Consider the following 21,123-nt stretch of genomic DNA (forward strand, 5'->3'; position numbering starts at 1 on the left):
CCTTCGTTGTTTCCAACCTTACCAGATCCGTTTCCCGGCCCGTTTCCGGCCCGAATTCCGTTTCCGGCCCCCTGTTGGAGCGGGGTTTGCCTTCTTGCTTTCGCTTTCCGGCTTGACCGACTTTATCAGAAGTGCTTCGGCCGAGCTAATCGGCCTTTTCGCTTCCCATAAAGGGTCGGGATTGCTCCGGGCGAATTCAATCCGCCGCCGAAGCGATTTAGATTCTAACTGTCACGGGGTGAGCTGTCCAGCTCCCCGGCAACCGTTCGAATCTACCTCCTCACGCGACCCGTGTCAACAGGTTTTGTGAGGCGAAGAGGACAGTACCAGGCCAGCGCGCCCTCGCGCACATCGGCCTGGGGCCGTCGGGGGCGGTCGGTGCCCGCCTTGTGCCCCTCCCTCGGTCAGGTGAACGACGACGGCGGGCTTTCGAGCTCCTCCAGCTCCACGCCCGGTGCCGCGAGGACCACGTCCCCGGCCAGGTGGACCGAGTGCTGCTCCCCTGTCTCCAGGTCGCTGACCTGGTACTCGTCCACGGTCAGCACACCGTTGTCGGTGGGGTGTGCTGTCCTGTCGAGCAGGGCCCACGCCTGGTCGAAGGTGCGGGGAGCCAGCACGGGGGCGGTGAAGCCGACGAGCCGGACGCGTTTCGCGCCCTCGCCGGGTGTCAGTCGCAGCAGCCGGGACAGGGCCACGTAGAAGGCCGGGGAGGCGCCGCTGAAGGCATGGGCGGCCACGTTGCCCTCCTGCGCGTGTTCGCCGGTGGGGTCGGTACGCACCCAGGTGACGCCGTCGAGCGCCGCGCCCCGCACCTGCCAGCTCGCCGCGTGGAGCTGGACGCGGATCGGGCGGCCGAGGTCGTCGAGCGTGAGGTCGACGGAGCCCGCGTGCTCGCCGGAGGGGGTGGTGAGCTGGGAGACGTAGCGCCAGCCGGAGGGGCCGGTGGCGCAGTGGAAGTGCTCCGCACCTAGGGGGGTGTGGTCGTGCGGGTCGTGGAGGGAGTAGCGGCCGCGAGGCATGGTGGGGTCCTTGGCGCGAACGGGACAGGCCCCCACCGGGGAGGGCGGGGGCCTGTCCGACTTCTGCGGTGGCCGCGGTCAGCGGCCGCGGCAGTGCTGTCAGTAGCGGTAGTGGTCCGGCTTGTACGGGCCCTCGACCGGGACGCCGATGTAGGCGGCCTGCTCCGGGCGGAGCGTGGTCAGCTTGACGCCGAGCGCGTCGAGGTGGAGGCGGGCCACCTTCTCGTCCAGGTGCTTCGGCAGCACATAGACGTCGGTGGGGTACGCCTCCGGCTTGGTGAAGAGCTCGATCTGGGCCAGCGTCTGGTCCGCGAAGGAGTTCGACATCACGAAGGACGGGTGGCCCGTCGCGTTGCCCAGGTTCAGCAGACGGCCCTCGGAGAGGACGATCAGAACCTTGCCGTCCGGGAAGGTCCAGGTGTGGACCTGCGGCTTGACCTCGTCCTTGACGACGCCGGGGATCTTGGCCAGGCCCGCCATGTCGATCTCGTTGTCGAAGTGGCCGATGTTGCCCACGATGGCCTGGTGCTTCATCTTGGCCATGTCGGCGGCCATGATGATGTCCTTGTTGCCGGTGGTGGTGACGAAGATGTCGGCGATCTCGACGACCTCGTCCAGGGTGGTGACCTGGAAGCCGTCCATCGCCGCCTGGAGGGCGTTGATCGGGTCGATCTCGGTGACGATGACGCGGGCGCCCTGGCCGCGCAGCGACTCGGCGCAGCCCTTGCCCACGTCGCCGTAGCCGCAGACGACCGCGACCTTGCCGCCGATGAGGACGTCGGTGGCGCGGTTGATGCCGTCGATCAGCGAGTGGCGGCAGCCGTACTTGTTGTCGAACTTCGACTTGGTGACGGCGTCGTTCACGTTGATCGCCGGGAAGAGCAGCGTGCCCGCCTGCTGCATCTCGTAGAGGCGGTGGACGCCGGTGGTGGTCTCCTCGGTGACGCCGCGGATCTCGGACGCCAGCTGGGTCCACTTCTGCGGGCTCTCACCCAGCGTGCGGTTGAGGAGCGTGAGGATCTGGGCGTACTCCTCGCTGTCCGCCGTCGACGGGTCCGGGGCCGCGCCGGCCTTCTCGAACTCGACGCCCTTGTGCACCAGGAGGGTGGCGTCACCGCCGTCGTCCAGGATCATGTTCGGGCCGCCGGTGGCGGTGCCGGGCCAGGTCAGCGCCTGCTCCGTGCACCACCAGTACTCCTCCAGCGTCTCGCCCTTCCAGGCGAAGACGGGCACGCCCTGCGGGTTCTCCGGGGTGCCCTCGGGGCCGACGGCGATGGCCGCGGCCGCGTGGTCCTGGGTGGAGAAGATGTTGCAGGACGCCCAGCGCACCTGGGCACCCAGCGCGACCAGCGTCTCGATGAGGACGGCCGTCTGCACCGTCATGTGCAGCGAGCCGGTGATCCGGGCGCCCGCCAGCGGCTGCGCCTCCGCGTACTCCTTGCGGATCGCCATCAGGCCGGGCATCTCGTGCTCGGCGAGGGTGATCTCCTTACGACCGAAAGCGGCCAGCGACAGGTCCGCGACCTTGAAGTCCTGACCGGTGGAGGTGGTGGTCATACGGGCTGCTCCTCCTGAAGGGGCGAGCGAGGATTGGGTACGGCTGTGCACGCGGCCGGACTGCCGGGACGACCGGCACCGGCAGGCGCGTCCGCACCCGTCCGAAGACACCCGTCCCCTGGCCGCAGCGCAGTCCGTCGGAGGCCCTCTCTCCCTCGGCCGGTCCGTCGTGCGGGCCGCCCGACCGCCATCAGCAGCGACGTCTGGCTTCGGTCACGAATCTACACCGATCGTGCCGGTGAACCCCAGCCCCGTCCGGCCCTGTTCCGGCTCCGGGCCTTGTGATCCTTTTCCTGTGCGGGCCCGGTGTTGCAGGATGCGATCAGCGCGGGGCACGAGTGATCTGCGCGCTGCCGCGCACGACGAGCTGTGAGGAGATCCAAGTGACCAGTCCAGCCGACCCTTCCGAGGGCGCGGGGGTCAGGGGGCCGGGGCTCAGGCTGCTGGCGGTGACCGCATGCCCGACCGGTATCGCCCACACCTATATGGCGGCGGAGAAACTGGCGCAGGCCGCCCAGGCGCTCGGTCATCGGATGAAGGTGGAGACACAGGGGTCGATCGGTGCGGAGAACGTGCTGACTGACAACGATGTCAGGGAGGCGGACGGCATCATCGTCGCCGCCGACAAGGACGTCGACCTGAGCCGTTTCGCCGGCAAGAGGGTGCTGTCCGTCGGGGTGGCGGAGGGCATTCACCACCCGGAACGGCTGATCGAGCGGGTGCGGAGCGCGCCGGTGTACGCGGGTGCCGGAGGCGCGGGCGCGGGCGGGATGCCGTCGACGGCCGTAGGGGGCGGTGGCGGTGGCAAGGAGCGCAGCGCCGTCTACAAGGCCCTGATGAACGGTGTCTCCTACATGATTCCGTTCGTGGTCGTCGGCGGGCTGCTGATCGCGGTGTCACTGGCACTGGGCGGGCACACCACCCCGCAGGGGATCGTCTTCGACAACCCTTTCTGGCGGCACGTCAACGACATCGGGACCATCGGCTTCACCCTGATGATCCCGATCCTCTCGGGCTATATCGCCTATGCGATCGGGGACCGGCCCGCGCTGGTGCCCGGCATGGTGGGCGGCTGGATCGCGAGCCACGGCGAGCTGTACGACAGCAAGGCGGGCGCGGGCTTCATCGGGGCGATCGCCACCGGGTTCCTGGCCGGATATCTGGTCCGCTGGCTCAAGAAGATCGAGGTCCCCAGGTTCGTCCGGCCGATCATGCCGGTCATCGTGATCCCGATCGTCTCGACGACGGTGCTGGGGCTGTTCTTCATCTATGTCATCGGCCGGCCGATCTCCTGGGTCTTCGCGCATCTGACGAGTTGGCTGGGCGGGCTGACGGGGGCGAGCGCGGCGCTGCTCGGCGTACTGCTGGGCCTCATGATCGCTTTCGACATGGGCGGGCCGGTCAACAAGACGGCCTTCCTCTTCGGCGCGGGCCTGGTCTCCAAGAACCCCGAGATCATGGGGATGTGCGCCGCGGCCATTCCGGTGCCGCCGCTCGGGCAGGGGCTGGCGACGCTGCTGCGGCGCCGGATGTTCACCGACCAGGAGCGGGAGACGGGCCTGGCGGCGCTGTTCATGGGCTTCTTCGGGATCACGGAAGGCGCCATCCCGTTCGCCGCCGCCCGCCCGGCCCGGGTGATCCCGGCCAATATGCTCGGCGGCGCGGTGGCGGGTGCCGTGGCGGGGCTCGCCGCGGTGAAGGACAACGTGCCGCACGGCGGGCCGATCGTGGCCGTGCTGGGCGCGGTCGGCGGGGTGCCGATGTTCTTCGTCGCCATCGCCGTCGGCATGGCGGTGACGGCGCTGGCCACCGTGACCCTGATGTCCCTGGGAGGCGCCTCAGGGACGACGACCGCCCCTCCCACGCCACCCGCACCTGCGGGAGAGGCTTCTCCCCCGGCGGGCGCCCCTTCCGCACTCTCCGGTTGTCTCACCGAGCGGACCGTACGGCCGGAGCTCGCCGCGACCTCCAAGGAGGCGGCGATCCGCGAGATGGCGGAGCTGCTGACCGCCTCCGGGAAGGTGACGGACGTCGATGGGCTGGTCGCCGCCGCGCTCGCGCGGGAGGAACTGGGCACGACCGGGCTCGGGGAGTCGATCGCCATTCCCCATGCGAAGACGGACGCGGTGTCGGGGCCGGTGGTGGGGTTCGCCCGGTCCGCGGAGGGGATCGAGTGGGGGGCGCTGGACGGTACGTCGGCCCGGCTGATCTTCATGATCGCCGTGCCGTCGGCCGCGGCCGGGGATGAACACCTGCGGATTCTCGCGACGTTGTCGCGGAAGTTGATGGATTCGGGGTTCCGGGATCGGTTGCTGGCCGTGCCGGAGGACCGTGGGGCGATCATGGGGGTGCTCGGGGAGATCTCGTAAGGGGTGCGCTCGCCGCTGGGCAGGGAGTGATTCCCGTCCGGCCCGCCGTCGCCTCCCCCGGCCTTCGGCCGGGCCCCGGCACCGACCCGGCGGCGACCCGGCGGCAATCGCTCAGTGGCGGGCCGGACCCCCCGGCGTTGCCGCCGGGTCCTCGCCCGCGGCTGCCGCTTCCTCCGAGTAGATGTCCGGTTCGAGGTAGATGACGCGCGCGATCGGGACCGCGGCACGGATACGCGACTCCGCCGCGTCGATCGCGCGGGCGACCTCCGCGGCGGTGTCGTCGTGCCGCACGGCGATCTTGGCGGCGACGAGGAGTTCCTCGGGGCCGAGGTGGAGGGTCCGCATGTGGATGACGTCGGTCACCGTCCCGCCGTCGACGGCGGCGGCGCGGATCCGGGCGATCTGTTCCGGTCCGGCGGCCTCGCCGAGCAGGAGGGACTTGGTCTCGGCGGCCAGGACCAGTGCGATGAGGACGAGCAGGACGCCGATGCAGAGGGTGCCGACGCCGTCCCACACGCCGTCGCCGGTGGCGAGGGTCAGGCCGACGCCGCACAGGGCGAGGACGAGGCCGACGAGCGCGCCGAAGTCCTCCAGGAGGACGACGGGCAGCTCGGGTGCCTTGGCGGTGCGCACGAAGGCGCCCCAGGACTGCTTGCCGCGCAGCGCGTTGGACTCCTTGATGGCCGTACGGAAGGAGAAGCCCTCCGCGACGACGGCGAAGACGAGCACGCCGACCGGCCAGTACCAGTTCTCCAGCTCGTGCGGCGCCCTGATCTTCTCGTAGCCCTCGTACAGCGCGAAGACGCCGCCGATGGTGAACAGCACGATGGAGACGAGGAATCCGTAGACGTAGCGCTCCCGGCCGTAGCCGAAGGGGTGCTCCTCGCTCGCCTTCCTCTCCGCCTTCCTGCCGCCGAGCAGGAGCAGCGCCTGATTGCCGGAGTCGGCGACCGAGTGCACTCCTTCGGCGAGCATCGACGACGAGCCGCTGAACGCGAAGGCCACGAACTTGGCCACGGCGATGGCCAGGTTGGCGCCCAGCGCGGCGACGATGGCCCTGGTCCCGCCCGACGCGCTCATCGGACGGCGACCGTGGCGCGGAAGACGGTGGCGTCGTCGCCGGTGAGTTCGGCGCGCTCGTCGGCCCGTAGGTACGCCGAATCGCCTCGGCGGAGCGCCAGCTCGGTGCCGTCGGCGGCGCGCAGGACGGCGGTGCCGGAGGTGCACAGGAGGATCTGGGGGCTGCCGGGGACAAGGGTGGCGGGGGTCTCGGACGCGGGGGCGAAGACGTGGCGGGAGAGGCGGAATTCGTCGACGGGCGTCGCGTAGACCTCCTCGCCGCCCGCGTCGGCCTCGGGGCGGAGGACGGCGGCGTCGGTGGCCTCGAAGCGGACGACGCGGAGCAGTTCGGGCACGTCGATGTGCTTCGGGGTGAGGCCGCAGCGCAGCACGTTGTCCGAGTTGGCCATGATTTCGACGCCGAGGCCGTCGAGGTAGGCGTGGGGGACGCCCGCGCCGAGGTAGAGGGCCTCGCCGGGGTTGAGGCGTACGTGGTTGAGGAGCATGGCGGCGATGACGCCGGGGTCGCCGGGGTAGTGGTGGGCGATCGAGGCGTAGGCGGCGTACGCGGCGCGGTGCGGGCCGTCCTCGGCGGCGAGCCGTGCGGCCGCGACGGCGGCCTCGTGGACGGTCTCGGCGAGGGCGGAGTGCTCGGCGGTCAGGACGGCGGTGAGGACCTCGCGCAGGGCGTCCGCTTCGGGCTGGGCGTGCAGGAGGTCGACGTACGGCTTGAGGGAGTCGACCTCCAGGGCGGCGAGCAGACCGGCCGTACCGGCGGGCGCGCGGAAGCCGCAGAGCCCCTCGAAGGGGGTGAGCGCGCAGAGCAGTTCGGGTTTGTGGTTGGCGTCCCGGTAGGTGCGGTGCGGGGCGTCGGCGGGGATGCCACGGGCCTCTTCCTCGGCGAATCCGGCCCTGGCCCGGTCGAGGTCGGGGTGGACCTGGAGGGAGAGCGGGGAGGCGGCGGCGAGGAGTTTGAGGAGGAACGGCAGCCGGGGCCCGAAGCGGCGTACGGCCTCGGCGCCGAGCTCGCCCTCGGGGTCGGCGGCGATGGTGTCGCAGAGGGGGCGGGGGCCGTCCCCTCGGTCGACGCGGGAGGGGGCGGCGGGGTGGGCGCCCAGCCACAGCTCCGCCTGCGGCGCGCCGGTGGGGGTGGTGCCGAGCAGCTCGGGGATCGCGGTGGTGGAGCCCCAGGCGTAGGGGCGCACGGTATTGGCGAGGCGGTCCATGAGGCGGTTCCTGACTGGGTCGTACGGCTGGTGTCCGGCCTGCCGCGGCGCTGTCGCGGCCCACGTCGTTGCTGGGGATGAAGTCGTTTCTGCGAGTTCTACGGGTTTTATGGGTTTTACAGGCTCTACGGGGTGGAGGCGAGCGCCAGGTAGACGGCGGCGAAATCGGTGATGGCGAGCAGCTCCGCGGCGGTCTCCAGGGGCGTGCCGCCCGCGGTGGCCTCCAGCTCGCTGATGGGGGTGTCGCGGGAGAGCGCGAGTTCGCGGGCGGCGGAGGCCGGTGAGGCGACGTCCGGCTCGCGTTCGCGGAGCAGCACCACGCGCGCGTGCAGGGCCTCGGGGTCCTCGACGCGGTCGCGGAAGAAGTCCTCCGGGTCGGCGCCCGCCGCGAAGTCCCCGGCGAGCAGGGTGCCGTGCGCGGTGAGTGCCTCGGGGAGCTCGGCGGCGAGCGCCGGGCGGCCCGCGAGTGCGGCGAGGACCATCGCGAAGTGCCTGCCGACCGCGCCCGCGAGGTCGCCCTCCGCCCAGATCAGCGGGAGGGTGCCCGCGAGCTCGGCGGCCAGGGTCTTGGCGGGGTTGCTGTAGGTGGCGATGGCGGGGCCGCAGCGCTCGGCGACCTGGTCGAGCCGGTCGGCGAGGGACTCGACCCCGGCCGGGTCGGCGGCGAGCAGGCCGATGCGGTCGGTGAGCGCGAGCAGGGGGGTGACCAGGGACCAGAGGAGACCGGGGCCGATGGGCAGCGCCTTGTCGGCCGTCGGCTCGGCGGGCCCGGAGCGGTTCTCGCCCGGGGCGGTGGTCAGGGGGATCGTCAGGCCGCGGGCCTGCTCGGTGGCGTCGGCGAGGGGGGTGCCCTCCGGGGTGACGCAGACGACGGAGCAGCCGCGGCGGTACGCCTGCTCCAGCAGGATCGCGAGGCCCGGTTCGGTGCCGTCCGGGCTGGCGACGAGCAGCAGGTCCAGCGGGCCCGTCCAGCCGGGGAGCGTCCAGCGCAGGGCGCCGGGCGCGGGCGCGACGCCGGTGGGCCGGATCAGGGTGACCGGGGCGCTGCCGCCGGCGAGGGCGGTGAGCAGGTCGGCGGTGCAGCCCGCGGCGGGCGCGGGCCCGGCGACGAGGACGGCGCGCGGGCGGCCGTCCGGCCTGAGCGCGGCGACGCCCGCTTCGGCCGCGTTGCGGGCGGCCGTGCGGACCCGGGCGCCGGATTCGGCGGCGCCGCGCAGGAGGCCGTACAGATCGGCGCGGGAGAGGGCTTCGGGGTCATCGAGGAGCGACTCGTCGAACAACACCGTTGATCAGCCTCCGATTGCCGTGGCGTACGCCGTACGGGTGTGGGCCTGGCCGGGCGGACGGGTCAGGAGGGGCGCCGGGCCTCGTCCACGAGCAGGACGGGGATGCCGTCGCGCACGGGGTAGGCCAGGCCGCAGCTCTTGCTCTCGCACACCAGCTCGTGGGCGGGCTCGGTCTCCTCGTGGAGGGGTGCGTGGCACTCCGGGCAGGCGAGGATCTCCAGGAGACCGGCTTCGAGCGGCATGGGGGTTCCCTTTCGGTGTACGTCCTTGTGCGGCCAGGGTAGTCGCTCGCCACGTCCCGCTGCCGCAGGTCGGTACGGGCCGTGGCCGCCCGCGGTGGACTCCCGCGCGCGGGCGGCGCGGACGGTCCGGGCCCGCGGCCTACGCGCGGACGACGGCGAGGACCTCGTCCCGCACCCGGGCGACCGTGGCGGCGTCGCGGGCCTCCACGTTCAGGCGGAGGAGCGGCTCCGTGTTGGACGCCCGGAGGTTGAACCACCAGTCGCGGGTGGTGACGGTGAGGCCGTCGAGCTCGTCGAGCTCGGCGCCCTCCAGGTCCGCGTACGCGGCCTTGACCGCGGCGGCGCGGCCCGCCTGGTCGGCGACGGTGCTGTTGATCTCGCCGGAGGCGGCGTAGCGGTCGTACTGGGCGACCAACTGCGACAGGGAGCCGTCCTGGCCGCCGAGCGCGGCGAGGACGTGCATGGCGGCGAGCATGCCGGTGTCGGCGTTCCAGAAGTCGCGGAAGTAGTAGTGCGCGGAGTGCTCGCCGCCGAAGATCGCGCCGGTGCGGGCCATCTCCTGCTTGATGAAGGAGTGGCCCACGCGGGTGCGGACGGCCTTGCCGCCGTTCTCCTCGACGACCTCCGGGACGGACCAGGAGGTGATCAGGTTGTGGATGACCGTGCCGCCGGGGTGCTTGGCGAGCTCGCGGGCGGCGACCAGGGCGGTGATCGCGGACGGGGAGACCGGGTCGCCCTTCTCGTCGACGACGAAGCAGCGGTCGGCGTCGCCGTCGAAGGCGAGGCCGAGGTCGGCGCCGACTTCGCGCACGCGCGCCTGGAGGTCGACGAGGTTCTTCGGGTCGAGGGGGTTCGCCTCGTGGTTGGGGAAGGTGCCGTCCAACTCGAAGTACAGGGCGTCGAGTTCGACGGGGAGGCCGGCGAGGACGGTGGGGACGGTGTGCCCGCCCATGCCGTTGCCCGCGTCCACCACGACCTTCAACGGGCGGATGCCGGACAGGTCGACGAGGCCGCGCAGGTGTGCCGCGTAGTCACCGAGCACGTCCCGCTCGGTGATCGTGCCGGGGGCGGCGGCCGGTGCGGGCGCCGTGCCGGTCTCCGCCCACGCCTCGACGAGGGCGCGGATGTCGGCGAGGCCGGTGTCCTGGCCGATGGGCGCCGCGTTGGCGCGGCACATCTTGATGCCGTTGTACTGCGCGGGGTTGTGCGAGGCGGTGAACATCGCGCCGGGCAGGCCGAGCGCGCCGCTGGCGAAATACAGTTCGTCGGTCGAGCAGAGCCCGATCTCGGTGACGTCGACGCCGAGGGCCGCGGCGCCCCGTGCGAAGGCCCGGGACAAACCGGGCGAGGAGGGGCGCATGTCGTGCCCGGTCACGATCGCATCCGCACCGGTGACCTGGGCGAAGGCGGCGCCGAACAGTTCGGCCAGCGGCTCGTCCCACTGGTCGGGCACGACCCCGCGGACGTCGTACGCCTTCACGAGCTGCGACAGATCAGCCACGGCCAACCCCTCCTGGAATCCTGAACGGTCGACACAAAGCTACCCGGAGGCACTGACAATCCGGGTATCGGACGAGCGGGTGGACGGGCGTTGACGCGGGGCCGGAGCCGCCGGGGCGTCAGGAGTCGGGTGAGCGCAGCACCCTGAGGTGGCCTCGGCGGGCGACCTCCATCGGGTCGGCCTCACGGCCGTTGGGGCCCACGGCCCCGGGGGCGCCGCCCTGTCCGGCGACCCGCTCCTGCGGGCGGGCCGCTTCACGCACGGCGTTGGCCAGCGCTTCGAGGTCGTCGCCGCTGGGGCGGGCGGGGCCGCTGTCGAGGGCGAGCCGGACCACGTCCCAGCCGCGGGGCGCGGTCAGCCGCTCGGAGTGCTCGGCGCACAGGTCGTAGCAGTGGGGCTCGGCGTAGGTGGCGAGCGGTCCGAGAACGGCGGTCGAATCGGCGTAGACGTACGTCAGCGTCGCGACGGCCGGGCGGCCGCACGCAGTGCGCGAACAGCGACGTACAGGGCTCACGAGGTTGGACGGTACCGCACTCTTGAGCGGTCCGCGACGACTCACCCCCCGCTCACTCATCCGTGTCGTCCTGGTTCGCCCTGTGGACGCCGCTTCCGCACCGCCCTGTTGACCTGCACGGAGGCCGCGGTGACGGACTTTCCGGACAAGGAAATCTGTCAGCAAGCTGTCTTCACAGAGTGCTTCAACGGACAGGCCCCGGTCCGCCAGGTGGCCGTAAATGATCGCAGAGGTGACCGAAATGTGCATCGGGCGACATTCGGCGGATATGCGACCACTACGTGCGCGGGGCCGGCCGGCGGATACCCTCGGGAGTGATGGACAGCCCCGTACCTCCTCCGGCCACCACCGGGGGCTCCCCCAGCCCCGGCAGCCCGCGGCCGCGCCACCGCGACCGCCACGGACGCGGCATGCGCGGACCGATCGCACCGCCCCAAGTGCCGCTGTCGGTCAGCCGCGGTGAGGCGTTCGTCGACCTGGTGCACGACTCGGCGGAGCGGCTGGAGCGGCTCTGGCCGCAGTTGTCGGCGGTCGACTTCGTCGTGCGGGAGGTGCCGGTCACCCTCGGCGAGGAGGGTGCCACCGTGAGCGACCCCGACGGTCTGGACGTCTTCCCGTTCGACGGCGAGTCCGTGCCGCTCGGACGGTACGTCGCCGCGCACGGCGACGCCCCGGACCGGATCGTGGTCTACCGGCGGCCGGTGGAGATCCGCACGAAGACGCGGGACGAGCGGGCGATGCTGGTGCACGAGGTCGTGGTGGAGCAGGTGGCCGAACTCCTCGGGCTGGCACCGGAGTCGGTCGACCCGCGGTACGGCGAGGACTGACCGGCCTCCTCCACCGGTCCGGCCGGCCGGCCGGACTTCAGCGGTTCAGCGGTTCAGCGGTTCAGCGGTTCAGCATCGACAGGTCCTGTCCCGCCTCGGGGACCGCCACCGTCGAGCGGTCGTCCGGGACGGGCTGGATCGTGAACATGGGGACGCCGTCCTTCGGGAGGGCGAGCATGCGGGAGGCGTGCACCGGGCCGCCGGAGACCTTCTCCACGGTCACCGCGTAGGCGCCCTTCGCCCCGGACGGCTCCGGAGGTTCCACCGTCAGTGTCGTACCGGGCTTGACGGTGTACGTCTTGCTGACGGCCGTGCCGCCCTCGCTGCCCGCCGAGGAGGTCACCTTCACCTGTGCCGCCTCCTTGCCGGGCGCGACCAGGGCCAGGGTGCTGCTCTTGGCGCGGTTGTCGGCGACGGTGCCGCGCCGGTCGACCGGCGCGGTGGCGGGGACGAACGCCGTCTCCTGCTTGTCGTCCTTGCCGCGGGTGACCCGCAGGGCGGCCACGACCGGCGTCCTGCTGCCGTCGGCGGTCAGCAGCAGCGAACCCGCCTCCCCCTTGGTGACGTCCCCGAGGTCGACGGCCGCCGTCATGCCGCTCTTGACGTGCAGGGTCTCGTGCCCTGCGGGAGTGATCGCGCTGTTGGCCCCGGCGAAGCGCAGTTTCAGGTCGGCGTCGTCCGTTCCGGGGGCGAAGACGACGAGCCGGACGGACGTGGCGTCGGCCGGGATGCCCGGGAGCACGGCGTCCGGGGACGCGTCGGCGGACGGCGGCAGCCAGTCGCCGCCCAGCTTCTCGTCGGACGCCTGGAGCCCGGCCCCCACCCGGCCGGAACGGGCGGCCACATGGAGCGTCGCGTTCTCCTCGGGCGCGTCCGTGAGGGTCGACAGGAGCACCGGGACGGTGGAGCGCGGCGGGATGTTGATGCCCTCGCCGGCGGCCGCCTTGATCCGGCCGTCCTTGCCGTACATCTCCAGGTCGACGACGGCCGGGGTGCTGTCCGGGTTGGTCAGGTGGACGTAGTCCTGGCGGCTCTTGGCGGTGCTCGCGCCGGGGAACCAGAAGGACGTGTCCGGCGCCGTGCACGTCAGCCCGTGCAGTCCGCGTCCGCTGCCCGCGCTGACCACGGTGCTCTGCTGCACGGTCCAGCCGGGGGCGAGAGCGCTGTCGGCCGTGCCGATGAGGGCGGGGGCGTCCGAGCGGTCCGTGGTGGCGGTGACGGGCTTCCCGGGCTCCTTCAGGGACAGCACGTTCGCGCCGGCCGCGACCACGCCGCTCTTGTCGTCCTTCTTCTTGCCGTCGCCCTTGCTGTCGTTCTTGCCGTCGCTCTTGCCGTCCTTGGCGTCGCTCTTGGCGGGGGGCGCCGCGGGCCCGGAGGCCGCCAGCAGGTCGGCCGTCGCCTTGCGCGTCCCCGCGCGGCCGGTCCCGCCCGCCGGGGTGAACGCCGTGTACGTGGTCTCCCCCACGTCCGACGACGTCGGCGCCGGGCAGAGCCGCATGGAGCGCTCGACGGGCAGCCTGACCGGTGCCTTGGCGGCGGCACCGCCGGACGGACCGGCGGTGCCCGCCGGAGCCTCGAGCACGGCGACACCCGTGACGGCCGCGAGCGCCGCCACGGCGCCGAACAGGGACAGGGTCGTGCGCTTCACTGCTGTTCGCTCCCGTCGCGGTGCTGGTGGTGACCGTCGCCGTTGCCGTACGTGGTGTCGTAGGGCTGCTGCTGGCCGTAGCCGTACGGGTCGTACGGGCCCGCCGCGTACGGGTCCGCCGGGTAGTGCCCCTGCTGGCCGTACACGCCGTCCTGCTGCTGGTACGCGCCGTCGTAGGTGCCGTCGTAGGCGCCCTGTTGGTACGGCTGCTGGCCGTACGCCTGGTACGTCTGGGCGTCGGTCCACTGCTCGTACTGCTGCTGTTGCGGGACGGCCGCGTAGGGGTCGGCCGTCTGCTGCGCGTACGGGTCGGCCGGTTGCGCGGCGGCGGGCGGTTCGGGTGCCGCGGGAGCGGTCGGCTTCTCGGCCTCCGCCGCGGCGCGCAGGCGGCGGGCACGGCGTCCCTCGCCCGCCTGGGGCTGCGCGGGTACGGACGGCGCCGCGGGCTCGGCCACAGCGGCCGCCGCGGCGCCCTCCGGCAGGTCGTCGTCGATCTCGCGGCGGCGGCCGGGGAGGGCGAGCACCACGAGGACGGCTGCGAGCAGTCCCTGGGTCCACGTCCACACGGTGTGCGTCAGGGGCGCCTGGTAGGTGAGGGACAGCTTTCCGCCGTCGGCGGGCAGTTGGAAGCCCTGGGCCCAGCCGTCGACCGTGGTGCCCTTGAGGGCGTGGCCGTTGAGGGTGGCCTGCCAGCCGGGTGCGGCCTTGTCGGCGATCCGCAGCACGCGGCCCTGGGGGCCGTCCGGGATGGTCGTGTGCGCCTCGACGGGTCCGGCCGCGACCGCCACCGGGGCGGACTGCTGCACGGCGTCCTTCTGGGTGCCCGCGGTGATGGTGACGCGGGCGGCCTGGCGGTCGACCCGCCACAGCGAGCTGTTGTCCTGCTGACTGAGCCGGGTGAGGCCGGGGGTGGTGTCCAGGACCCGGCTCATGGAACCGGGGGCGCTGTCGCGCACGAGCACGTAGCCGACGGCGTAGTCGGCGAGGAGGCCCGCCTGGTCGGCGCCGGAGCCCGCGACGAGCCCTGCGACCACGGAGTCGAGCTTCTTGTCGCCACCCGCGGCCGCGGCGGTCTCGGCGTCGCCCATGCGGGCGCCGGAGCCCCGGACGAGGCTGTAACTGACGTGGCCGGCGGTGCCGCCGAGCACCAGGGTGCGGGCCTGGTCGCGGGTGCCCGCCTCCTCGGCGACGAAGGCCGGCACCTGCTCCGGGGAGCGCCGCTGCAGGGGTCCGTCGGCGCCGCCCGCCATCCACACGACGGCGGCGGTCACCGGGCCCAGGGCCGCGGCGAGGGCGACGAGGACGGCGGCCGGCTGCCGCCAGCCGAAGCTGCTCGCGGCGACCCGGCCGCGCGCGCCCTCGGCGCCCACGACGGCCGCGGCGACGAGCGCCAGGCAGTAGACGAGGGTGGCCGGACCGGCCCAGCCCGAGTGGTTGGCGAGCACGGCGCAGAGGAGGGCGGCGAGCGCGGCCGTCCACGCGGTGCGGACCGCGCGCGCCCGGTCGGCGCGCAGCAGGGCGGCGAGCGCGGCCAGGACGACGCCGATGAACAGCAGCCCGCCGAAGGTCTTGGGGCCGCCGGGGTCGCCCGCGAGCAGCTGCCACGGCGCGGTGGTGCCGTGGCCGTAGTCGATGCCCGCCTCGTCGAGGAAGCGGCCGGGGTGGGTGAGCAGCCCCGGCGACCAAGGTGCGAGGGCGACGAGCGGGGTGAGGACGACGGCGAGGAAGCGCGGCCCGTGGACGGCCAGCCGGGCGCCGCCGCCGCGGACGGCGTGCTGGGCGAGCGCGCCGAGTCCGAGGACGACGGCGAGCGGCCAGACGACCGGGGTGAAGGCGGTGGTGACCGTGAGTAGGAGCGCGTACGTCCAGGAGGCGCGCCAGGTGGGGCGTGCGCCGGGGACCCGGAGCCCGGTGGCGGCCACGGCGGCGCGGGCCATGAGCGGCAGCAGGATCGCGAGGACGGCGGTGCCGAGCCTGCCGGTGGCGAGGGCGCCGGTGGCCGCGGGCAGGAAGGCGTAGGCGATGCTCGCCCAGGCCCGCAGGAGGCGCGAGGAGACCAGCGGGCGGGAGGCGAAGTAGGCGGTGAGTCCGGCCAGCGGCACCGAGCAGACCAGCAGCAGGGTGAGGGTGAAGCCGGTGGAGCCGAGGAAGAGCGTGCCCAGTGCGGCGAGGACCGCCAGGTAGGGCGGTGCGCCGCCGGTGTCGCCGATACCGACCGGGTGCCAGCCGTCGGTGTAGCGCGCCCAGAGGTCGGAGACGCCGTCGGGGGCGGGCAGCAGAGCGCCGCCGGACAGCGATCCGCCGCCGAACAGGCCGCGGCAGGCGATCAGCGAGACGAGCAGCAGGAGGGCGAAGAGGACGGGGGCCGGTTTCCGGGCGACGCGCTTCAGCCGGGTGAACTGCTCGACCTCCAGGAAGTCCGCGTCGTCGCCGCCGGGTCCGGATTCGACGGCGCCGTGGCGTCCGGCGGAGGAGAGGTCGGCCTCCGAGCGGCCGCCGAGGTTGCTCGCGAGCTGCTCGACGGTGGCCCGGACGGTGGCGCCGGGTGGCGGGAAGAGGGGTCTCAGCTCGCTCGCGGCGACGGCGGGCGTGCCGCGCCGTTTGCGGGCGGCGCCGAGCCTGCCGGGGCGCAGCAGGGTGCCGAAGAGGCCGGTGAGTTCGTCGAGTGCCTGTCCGGGGGCCTTGCCGAGGAGGTAGCCGAGGGTCCGCAGCAGGGTGCCGAGGACCAGCCGGAACATGACGTAGGGCAGGAGGGGGCCGCGGGTGTTGGCGAGGAGGGTGTAGACCGCTCCGGCCTTGTCGACGCGGTGCGGGTTCACGGCGGAGCGGCCCGCGCAGTCGACGGGGCGGCGTTCGCGGGCGGCGGCCTCGGCGTGCCGCAGGACGGCGTCGGGGGCGACGAGGACGCGGTGTCCGGCGGCGTGGGCGCGCCAGCAGAGGTCGACGTCGTCACGCATGAGCGGCAGCCGGGGGTCGAAGCCGCCGAGCTGTTCGTAGACGTCGCGGCGGATGAGCATGCCCGCGGTGGACACGGACAGCACGGGCCGGATCTGGTCGTGCTGGCCCTGGTCCTGCTCGCGGCGCTCCAGCCCGGTCCAGCGGCGGCCGCTGCGGGCGATGGAGACGCCGACCTCCAGCAGCTGCCTGCGGTCGTACCAGCTGCGCAGCTTGGGTCCGATGACGGCGGCGTCCGGTTCGGCGTCGGCGACGCGCAGGAGCTCGTGCAGGGCGCCGGGGTCGGGGGCGCAGTCGTCGTGGAGGAGCCACAGCCACTGGACGGGGTCGAGGTCGTCGTGGCGGTGGTCGGCACGGCCGGTCTGGTCGTAGCCGTCCTCGCGCCAGCTGCGGCTGACGGGGTCCCAGCCGCTGGAGCGGCGCAGGTACGGGAGCTCCTCGGGGTCCGGTGCGGGGACCGAGCGGACGGCCTCGTCGACGGCGGCGCCGAATCCGGCGCGGCGGGCGAGGTGCAGGACGCGGTCGGCGCCGAGGGCCTCGGTGAGCAGCCGCGCGGAGTCGTCGGTACTGCTGGTGTCGGCGCCGACGGCGCTCTGGACGGGCCGTTCCTGCCCGAGGAGCCCGGCGAGCGCGTCGGGCAGCCAGCGCGCGCCGTCGTGGGCGACGATGACGGCGGTGACGACGTGGCGGGGGAATGCCGGGGGTACGGCGGGGTCGAAGGTGGCAGAGGTGGCCGGGTTGTGGGCCGCCGAATTGCTGTGCACGGACATCGAGGTTCGGGCCCTCCGGCCGGGGATCCGGGGGTCGCCCCCCGGAGGACTGCGGTTCGCTGTGCGACCACACTAGGGCCTGTCCGGGGGTGGGTTTTTCCCCTGCCGGTTCCTTCCCGCCGCCGGGGCCGTGCCCCGGGCCCCGGGCCTCCGCTTCAGGAGGGATCGGGAAGGTGCGTTGCTATTTCCGTTCGGCGGCCTTCAATAGGACCGTCCATAGAACTGTTTGTCCGATCTATCAGACCGCTGCTTTCTTGAGGCGGCGGCGCTCGCGCTCGGACAAACCTCCCCAGATGCCGAAGCGTTCGTCATTGGCAAGGGCATATTCAAGGCACTCCGAGCGGACCTCGCAGGCGAGGCAGACCTTCTTGGCCTCGCGCGTGGAACCACCCTTCTCGGGGAAGAAGGACTCGGGATCGGTCTGGGCGCAGAGTGCGCGCTCCTGCCAGCCGAGCTCCTCGTCCGCCTCCTCGACCAGCAGTTGCTGAAACAGCTCGGTCATGTGCGCCCCTCGTCTGTCATTTGCGTCCCCGTGCTGCCTTCATCAAGTGCGGCAGAACAACACGGGTGAAATTACAAGTGTGCCGATCCGGGCCAGTCAAGCCGAGATCTGCTATTGGGCTCCTTATTCACTCTGCGGAACCAAAGCCAAGCAGAAAGTGCCCGAAAGATTACAAGTCCGGACAGAACTATCTGCCTGTCTCGACAGCCCCACCCCCTCCTACAAGGAGAGGACGTCACGCACGGCAATCCCGTTGCACCGTCCGGCCGAATCATGTTTACGGCACCGGCTGGTGCGCCACCTGTCCGCACCCCCGGGGCCACAAACCTTTCGCCACCCACAGTTACCGGATGAGGTGAAAGATATCCCCCAAACCGGACACCCGGTTGACAGAGCGCGGTCGCGCCCGTCACCTTTGGTGGCATGCCAGCTATCGCCGCCCTCAGCCTGACCCGTGCTTACGGGTCCCGCTGCGCTGTGCAGGCTCGCTGTCGCTGTTCCAGCTGTTGATGCCCCAGAGCTCCGGCTGAGCTTCTTCTCGCTTCTGCTCTCCGCTCCGCCCCGCACGTCCTCATCCGACCGCCCGCGGGGCAGCGCTCCTCCGCGCGTACACGCCCCGCGTGTCCCCGCTCCGCCCGGTCACCGCGCCGCCCCCGCACACCCCGCCGAGGAACCCCGCACATGAACAGCGACGTCCAGATCGCCGGCGACCCGCTCGCCATCCCCCACCTGATGCCGCCCGTGCCCGCGCACCCCAGCACCATCGCCGAGTTCGCGGGGCTGGCCCGCGACATCGCCGCCGACACCGCCTCCTGGGCGCGCCTCGTGCAGTACGACGCCACCAGCCGCTGGTACCACCGGCTGCGCACCGGCCCCGGCTACGAGGTGTGGCTGCTCAGCTGGGTACCCGGCCAGGGCAGCGGGGAGCACGACCACGGGCCCTCCTCCGGCGTGCTGACCGTCCTCCAGGGGGAGCTGACCGAGGTCACCGGAGGCACCGGCCCGCAGAGCGGCGCACGGCGTCGGCTGCGCGCCGGAGCTCAGCGGGTCTTCGCACCCGGCTATGCCCACGAGGTCGTCAACGACTCCCTCGGTCCGGCCGTCAGCCTGCACGTCTACTCGCCGGGTCTCACCGAGATGCCGATGCGCCACCACCGGCCCGCGGCCGCCGCGTTGCCGCCCACCGCCCTGGACGCCGCGCGCCGCTGACGACGGCCCCGCCCGCCACACGCGCTGTCGTACCCCACTGACACACTGTTGGCCATGCAGCGCATTGTGGTTCTGGCCGGCGGGATCGGGGGCGCCCGCTTCCTCCGTGGCCTCAAGTCAGCAGTCCCCGACGCGGAGATCACCGTCATCGGGAACACCGGAGACGACATCCACCTCTACGGGCTCAAGGTCTGTCCCGACCTCGACACCGTGATGTACACCCTCGGCGGGGGCATCCACGAGGAGCAGGGGTGGGGCCGGTCCGGTGAATCCTTCGCGGTGAAGGAGGAGTTGGCGGCGTACGGCGTGGGCCCCGAGTGGTTCGGGCTCGGCGACCGCGACTTCGCGACGCACATCGTCCGCACCCAGATGCTGGGCGCGGGCTATCCGCTGAGCTCGGTCACCGAGGCGCTGTGCCGCCGCTGGGAGCCGGGCGTCCGGCTGCTGCCGATGAGCGACGACCGGGTCGAGACCCACGTCATGATCGACGATCCGGACGGCGAGGGCCGCAAGGCCGTGCACTTCCAGGAGTACTGGGTGCGGCTGCGGGCCGCCGTGTCCGCGCACGCGATCGTCCCGGTCGGCGCGGAGCAGGCCAAGCCCGCGCCCGGCGTGCTGGAGGCCGTCGCCGCGGCCGACGTCATCCTTTTCCCGCCGTCCAACCCCGTCGTGAGCGTGGGCACGATCCTCGCCGTGCCGGGGGTGCGCGAGGCCGTCGCGGCCGCCGCGGCGCCCGTCGTGGGCCTCTCCCCCATCGTCGGGGACGCACCTGTGCGCGGCATGGCCGACAAGGTCCTGGAGGCCGTCGGCGTGGAGTCCACGGCCTCCGCCGTCGCCCTGCACTACGGCTCCGGGCTCATCGACGGCTGGCTGGTCGACACGGTGGACGAGGGCCGGGTCGAGGAGGTGACGGCCGCGGGCATCCGCTGCCGGGCCGTGCCGCTGATGATGACCGACGTCGCCGCCACCGCCCGGATGGCCGAGGAGGCCCTGGCGCTCGCCGAGGAGGTGCGCGCATGAGTGCCCCGGACGATGTCCCGGAGTTCCGGGTCTGGGCGCTGCCCGGCATCCCCGAGGTGCGGGCCGGGGACGACCTGACCAAGCTGATCGCGACCGCGGCCGGCGCGGACGGCCTCCCCGGGCTCGCCGACGGCGACGTCCTGCTCGTCACCTCGAAGATCGTCAGCAAGGCGGAGGGGCGGCTCCTACGGGCCGCCGACCGCGAGGCCGCCATAGACGCCGAGGCCGTACGGGTCGTGGCCCGGCGCGGCACCCTGCGCATCGTCGAGAACCGGCTCGGGCTGGTCATGGCCGCCGCGGGCGTCGACGCGTCGAACACCGAGGCCGGGACGGTACTGCTGCTGCCCGAGGACCCCGACGCCTCCGCCCGCGCGCTGCGGGCCGGGCTGCGGGAGACGCTGGGCGTGGACGTCGGCGTCGTCGTCACCGACACCTCGGGGCGGCCCTGGCGCGCCGGGCTGACGGACATCGCGATCGGTGCGGCCGGGGTACGGGTCCTCGACGACCTGCGCGGCGGCGTCGACGCCAGCGGCAACCCCCTGAACGTGACGGTCGTGGCCACCGCGGACGAACTGGCCGCCGCGGGCGACCTCGTCAAGGGCAAGACCGGTTCCCTGCCGGTGGCCGTCGTGCGGGGGCTGGCGCACGCGGTGACGGACGCCGCCGAGGACGACCACGGGGCGCGGCCGCTGGTGCGGGACGCCTCCCGCGACATGTTCCGGCTGGGCACCTCCGAGGCCGTACGGGAAGCGGTGACGCTGCGGCGCACGGTCCGCGAGTTCACGGACGAGCCCGTGGACCCGGGTGCGGTGCGGCGGGCCGTCGCCGCCGCGATCACGGCGCCCGCGCCGCACCACACCACCCCCTGGCGCTTCGTGCTGCTGGAGTCCGAGGAGTCGCGCACGCGGCTGCTCGACGCCATGCGGGACGCCTGGATCGCCGACCTGCGGGCGGACGGCTTCGACGAGGCCCGCATCGCCAAGCGGGTGCGCCGGGGCGACGTGCTGCGCAAGGCGCCGTATCTGGTGGTGCCGTGCCTCGTCATGGACGGCTCGCACGCCTACCCCGACGAGCGGCGGGGCACGGCGGAGCGGGAGATGTTCGTGGTGGCGGCCGGTGCCGCCGTGCAGAACTTCCTCGTCGCGCTGGCCGGGGAGCAGTTGGGGTCGGCCTGGGTCTCCTCGACGATGTTCTGCCGTGACGTCGTCCGCTCGGTGCTGGGGCTGCCGCCGGGCTGGGACCCGATGGGGGCGGTGGCGGTGGGCCGCCCTGCGGCTCCGCCCAGCGCTCGCGCGGGGCGGGATGCGGCGTCGTTCGTCGAGGTGCGCTGAGGTTTTTGGGGCGGGTGCGGCACCGTTGCCGCCTGCGGCGGGAGCGGCCTGCGGCCGCGTCCTCAAACGCCGGACGGGCTGGATTTGT

Annotated in this window: 16 protein-coding genes; 5 read left to right on the top strand and 11 right to left on the bottom strand. The window is 72.9% G+C overall.

Translation table 11 applies throughout. From position 1 onward, the window contains the following. Positions 1 to 404 precede the first annotated feature (404 nt). On the bottom strand, positions 405 to 1,019 hold the full coding sequence (locus ACWD4A_RS23950; RefSeq protein WP_451197070.1) for a hypothetical protein: 615 nt from the start codon (positions 1,017 to 1,019) through the stop codon (positions 405 to 407). A 99-nt stretch (positions 1,020 to 1,118) separates the two neighbouring features. After that, positions 1,119 to 2,576 (bottom strand): adenosylhomocysteinase, encoded by a 1,458-nt coding sequence (ahcY, locus tag ACWD4A_RS23955; RefSeq protein ID WP_451197071.1) that lies wholly within the window; start codon positions 2,574 to 2,576, stop codon positions 1,119 to 1,121. Positions 2,577 to 2,959: 383 nt separating this feature from the next. On the opposite strand from ahcY, the gene ACWD4A_RS23960 reads away from it, so the two are divergent. Then, positions 2,960 to 4,945 (top strand): fructose-specific PTS transporter subunit EIIC, encoded by a 1,986-nt coding sequence (locus ACWD4A_RS23960; protein ID WP_451197072.1) that lies wholly within the window; start codon positions 2,960 to 2,962, stop codon positions 4,943 to 4,945. Positions 4,946 to 5,056: 111 nt separating this feature from the next. On the opposite strand, the gene ACWD4A_RS23965 is transcribed toward ACWD4A_RS23960, so the two are convergent. From ACWD4A_RS23965 to ACWD4A_RS23990, 6 genes are all read right to left on the bottom strand, one after another. Continuing rightward, complete coding sequence (locus tag ACWD4A_RS23965; RefSeq protein ID WP_451197073.1) at positions 5,057 to 6,025, bottom strand: cation diffusion facilitator family transporter; 969 nt, start codon at positions 6,023 to 6,025, stop codon at positions 5,057 to 5,059. Next, entirely contained in the window at positions 6,022 to 7,230 is a 1,209-nt protein-coding gene (gene manA, locus ACWD4A_RS23970; RefSeq protein WP_451197074.1) for a mannose-6-phosphate isomerase, class I, read from the bottom strand. The genes ACWD4A_RS23965 and manA overlap by 4 nt, the downstream gene beginning before the upstream one ends. Positions 7,231 to 7,355: 125 nt before the next feature. Continuing rightward, complete coding sequence (locus ACWD4A_RS23975) at positions 7,356 to 8,510, bottom strand: SIS domain-containing protein (protein WP_451197115.1); 1,155 nt, start codon at positions 8,508 to 8,510, stop codon at positions 7,356 to 7,358. 68 nt (positions 8,511 to 8,578) lie between these two features. Beyond that, entirely contained in the window at positions 8,579 to 8,758 is a 180-nt protein-coding gene (locus tag ACWD4A_RS23980; RefSeq protein WP_451197075.1) for a Trm112 family protein, read from the bottom strand. A gap of 139 nt (positions 8,759 to 8,897) precedes the next feature. Next, positions 8,898 to 10,259, bottom strand: a complete 1,362-nt coding sequence (locus tag ACWD4A_RS23985) for a phosphomannomutase/phosphoglucomutase (RefSeq protein ID WP_451197076.1) — start codon at positions 10,257 to 10,259, stop codon at positions 8,898 to 8,900. A 118-nt stretch (positions 10,260 to 10,377) separates the two neighbouring features. After that, entirely contained in the window at positions 10,378 to 10,833 is a 456-nt protein-coding gene (locus ACWD4A_RS23990; RefSeq protein WP_451197078.1) for a DUF3499 domain-containing protein, read from the bottom strand. Between the two features lie 257 nt (positions 10,834 to 11,090). On the opposite strand from ACWD4A_RS23990, the gene ACWD4A_RS23995 reads away from it, so the two are divergent. Continuing rightward, positions 11,091 to 11,600 carry a metallopeptidase family protein gene (locus tag ACWD4A_RS23995; RefSeq protein WP_451197080.1) on the top strand — a complete coding sequence of 170 codons (510 nt, stop codon included), beginning with the start codon at positions 11,091 to 11,093 and terminating at the stop codon, positions 11,598 to 11,600. A gap of 61 nt (positions 11,601 to 11,661) precedes the next feature. Here ACWD4A_RS23995 and ACWD4A_RS24000 read toward each other — a convergent pair whose 3' ends face one another. The 3 genes from ACWD4A_RS24000 to ACWD4A_RS24010 form a co-directional block, all read right to left on the bottom strand. Continuing rightward, positions 11,662 to 13,248 carry a DUF5719 family protein gene (locus tag ACWD4A_RS24000; RefSeq protein ID WP_451197081.1) on the bottom strand — a complete coding sequence of 529 codons (1,587 nt, stop codon included), beginning with the start codon at positions 13,246 to 13,248 and terminating at the stop codon, positions 11,662 to 11,664. Continuing rightward, a complete protein-coding gene (locus ACWD4A_RS24005; RefSeq protein ID WP_451197083.1) occupies positions 13,245 to 16,973 on the bottom strand; it encodes a glycosyltransferase family 2 protein in 3,729 nt (1,242 codons plus the stop codon). Before ACWD4A_RS24005 ends, ACWD4A_RS24000 begins: the two co-directional genes overlap by 4 nt. A 238-nt stretch (positions 16,974 to 17,211) precedes the next feature. Then, on the bottom strand, positions 17,212 to 17,475 hold the full coding sequence (locus tag ACWD4A_RS24010) for a WhiB family transcriptional regulator (RefSeq protein WP_004952403.1): 264 nt from the start codon (positions 17,473 to 17,475) through the stop codon (positions 17,212 to 17,214). 681 nt (positions 17,476 to 18,156) lie between these two features. Between ACWD4A_RS24010 and ACWD4A_RS24015 the strand changes: the two genes are divergently transcribed. Genes ACWD4A_RS24015 through ACWD4A_RS24025 form a run of 3 tightly spaced genes read left to right on the top strand, consistent with a single transcriptional unit; the run spans position 18,157 to position 21,035 of the window. Next, positions 18,157 to 18,684, top strand: a complete 528-nt coding sequence (locus tag ACWD4A_RS24015) for a cysteine dioxygenase (RefSeq protein WP_451197084.1) — start codon at positions 18,157 to 18,159, stop codon at positions 18,682 to 18,684. Positions 18,685 to 18,738: 54 nt separating this feature from the next. Then, positions 18,739 to 19,704 carry a 2-phospho-L-lactate transferase gene (gene cofD, locus ACWD4A_RS24020; protein ID WP_451197085.1) on the top strand — a complete coding sequence of 322 codons (966 nt, stop codon included), beginning with the start codon at positions 18,739 to 18,741 and terminating at the stop codon, positions 19,702 to 19,704. Continuing rightward, a complete protein-coding gene (locus tag ACWD4A_RS24025; protein WP_451197086.1) occupies positions 19,701 to 21,035 on the top strand; it encodes a coenzyme F420-0:L-glutamate ligase in 1,335 nt (444 codons plus the stop codon). Before cofD ends, ACWD4A_RS24025 begins: the two co-directional genes overlap by 4 nt. Positions 21,036 to 21,123 lie beyond the last annotated feature (88 nt).

It is taken from the genome of Streptomyces sp. NPDC002537, from assembly GCF_053594975.1.

Coding starts and splice junctions, on each gene's coding strand:
- ACWD4A_RS23950 (WP_451197070.1), bottom strand. CDS start 1,019: ATGCCTCGCGGCCGCTACTCCCTCCACGACCCGCACGACCACACCCCC.
- ahcY (WP_451197071.1), bottom strand. CDS start 2,576: ATGACCACCACCTCCACCGGTCAGGACTTCAAGGTCGCGGACCTGTCG.
- ACWD4A_RS23965 (WP_451197073.1), bottom strand. CDS start 6,025: ATGAGCGCGTCGGGCGGGACCAGGGCCATCGTCGCCGCGCTGGGCGCC.
- manA (WP_451197074.1), bottom strand. CDS start 7,230: ATGGACCGCCTCGCCAATACCGTGCGCCCCTACGCCTGGGGCTCCACC.
- ACWD4A_RS23980 (WP_451197075.1), bottom strand. CDS start 8,758: ATGCCGCTCGAAGCCGGTCTCCTGGAGATCCTCGCCTGCCCGGAGTGC.
- ACWD4A_RS23990 (WP_451197078.1), bottom strand. CDS start 10,833: ATGAGTGAGCGGGGGGTGAGTCGTCGCGGACCGCTCAAGAGTGCGGTA.
- ACWD4A_RS23995 (WP_451197080.1), top strand. CDS start 11,091: ATGGACAGCCCCGTACCTCCTCCGGCCACCACCGGGGGCTCCCCCAGC.
- ACWD4A_RS24005 (WP_451197083.1), bottom strand. CDS start 16,973: ATGTCCGTGCACAGCAATTCGGCGGCCCACAACCCGGCCACCTCTGCC.
- ACWD4A_RS24010 (WP_004952403.1), bottom strand. CDS start 17,475: ATGACCGAGCTGTTTCAGCAACTGCTGGTCGAGGAGGCGGACGAGGAG.
- ACWD4A_RS24015 (WP_451197084.1), top strand. CDS start 18,157: ATGAACAGCGACGTCCAGATCGCCGGCGACCCGCTCGCCATCCCCCAC.
- cofD (WP_451197085.1), top strand. CDS start 18,739: ATGCAGCGCATTGTGGTTCTGGCCGGCGGGATCGGGGGCGCCCGCTTC.
- ACWD4A_RS24025 (WP_451197086.1), top strand. CDS start 19,701: ATGAGTGCCCCGGACGATGTCCCGGAGTTCCGGGTCTGGGCGCTGCCC.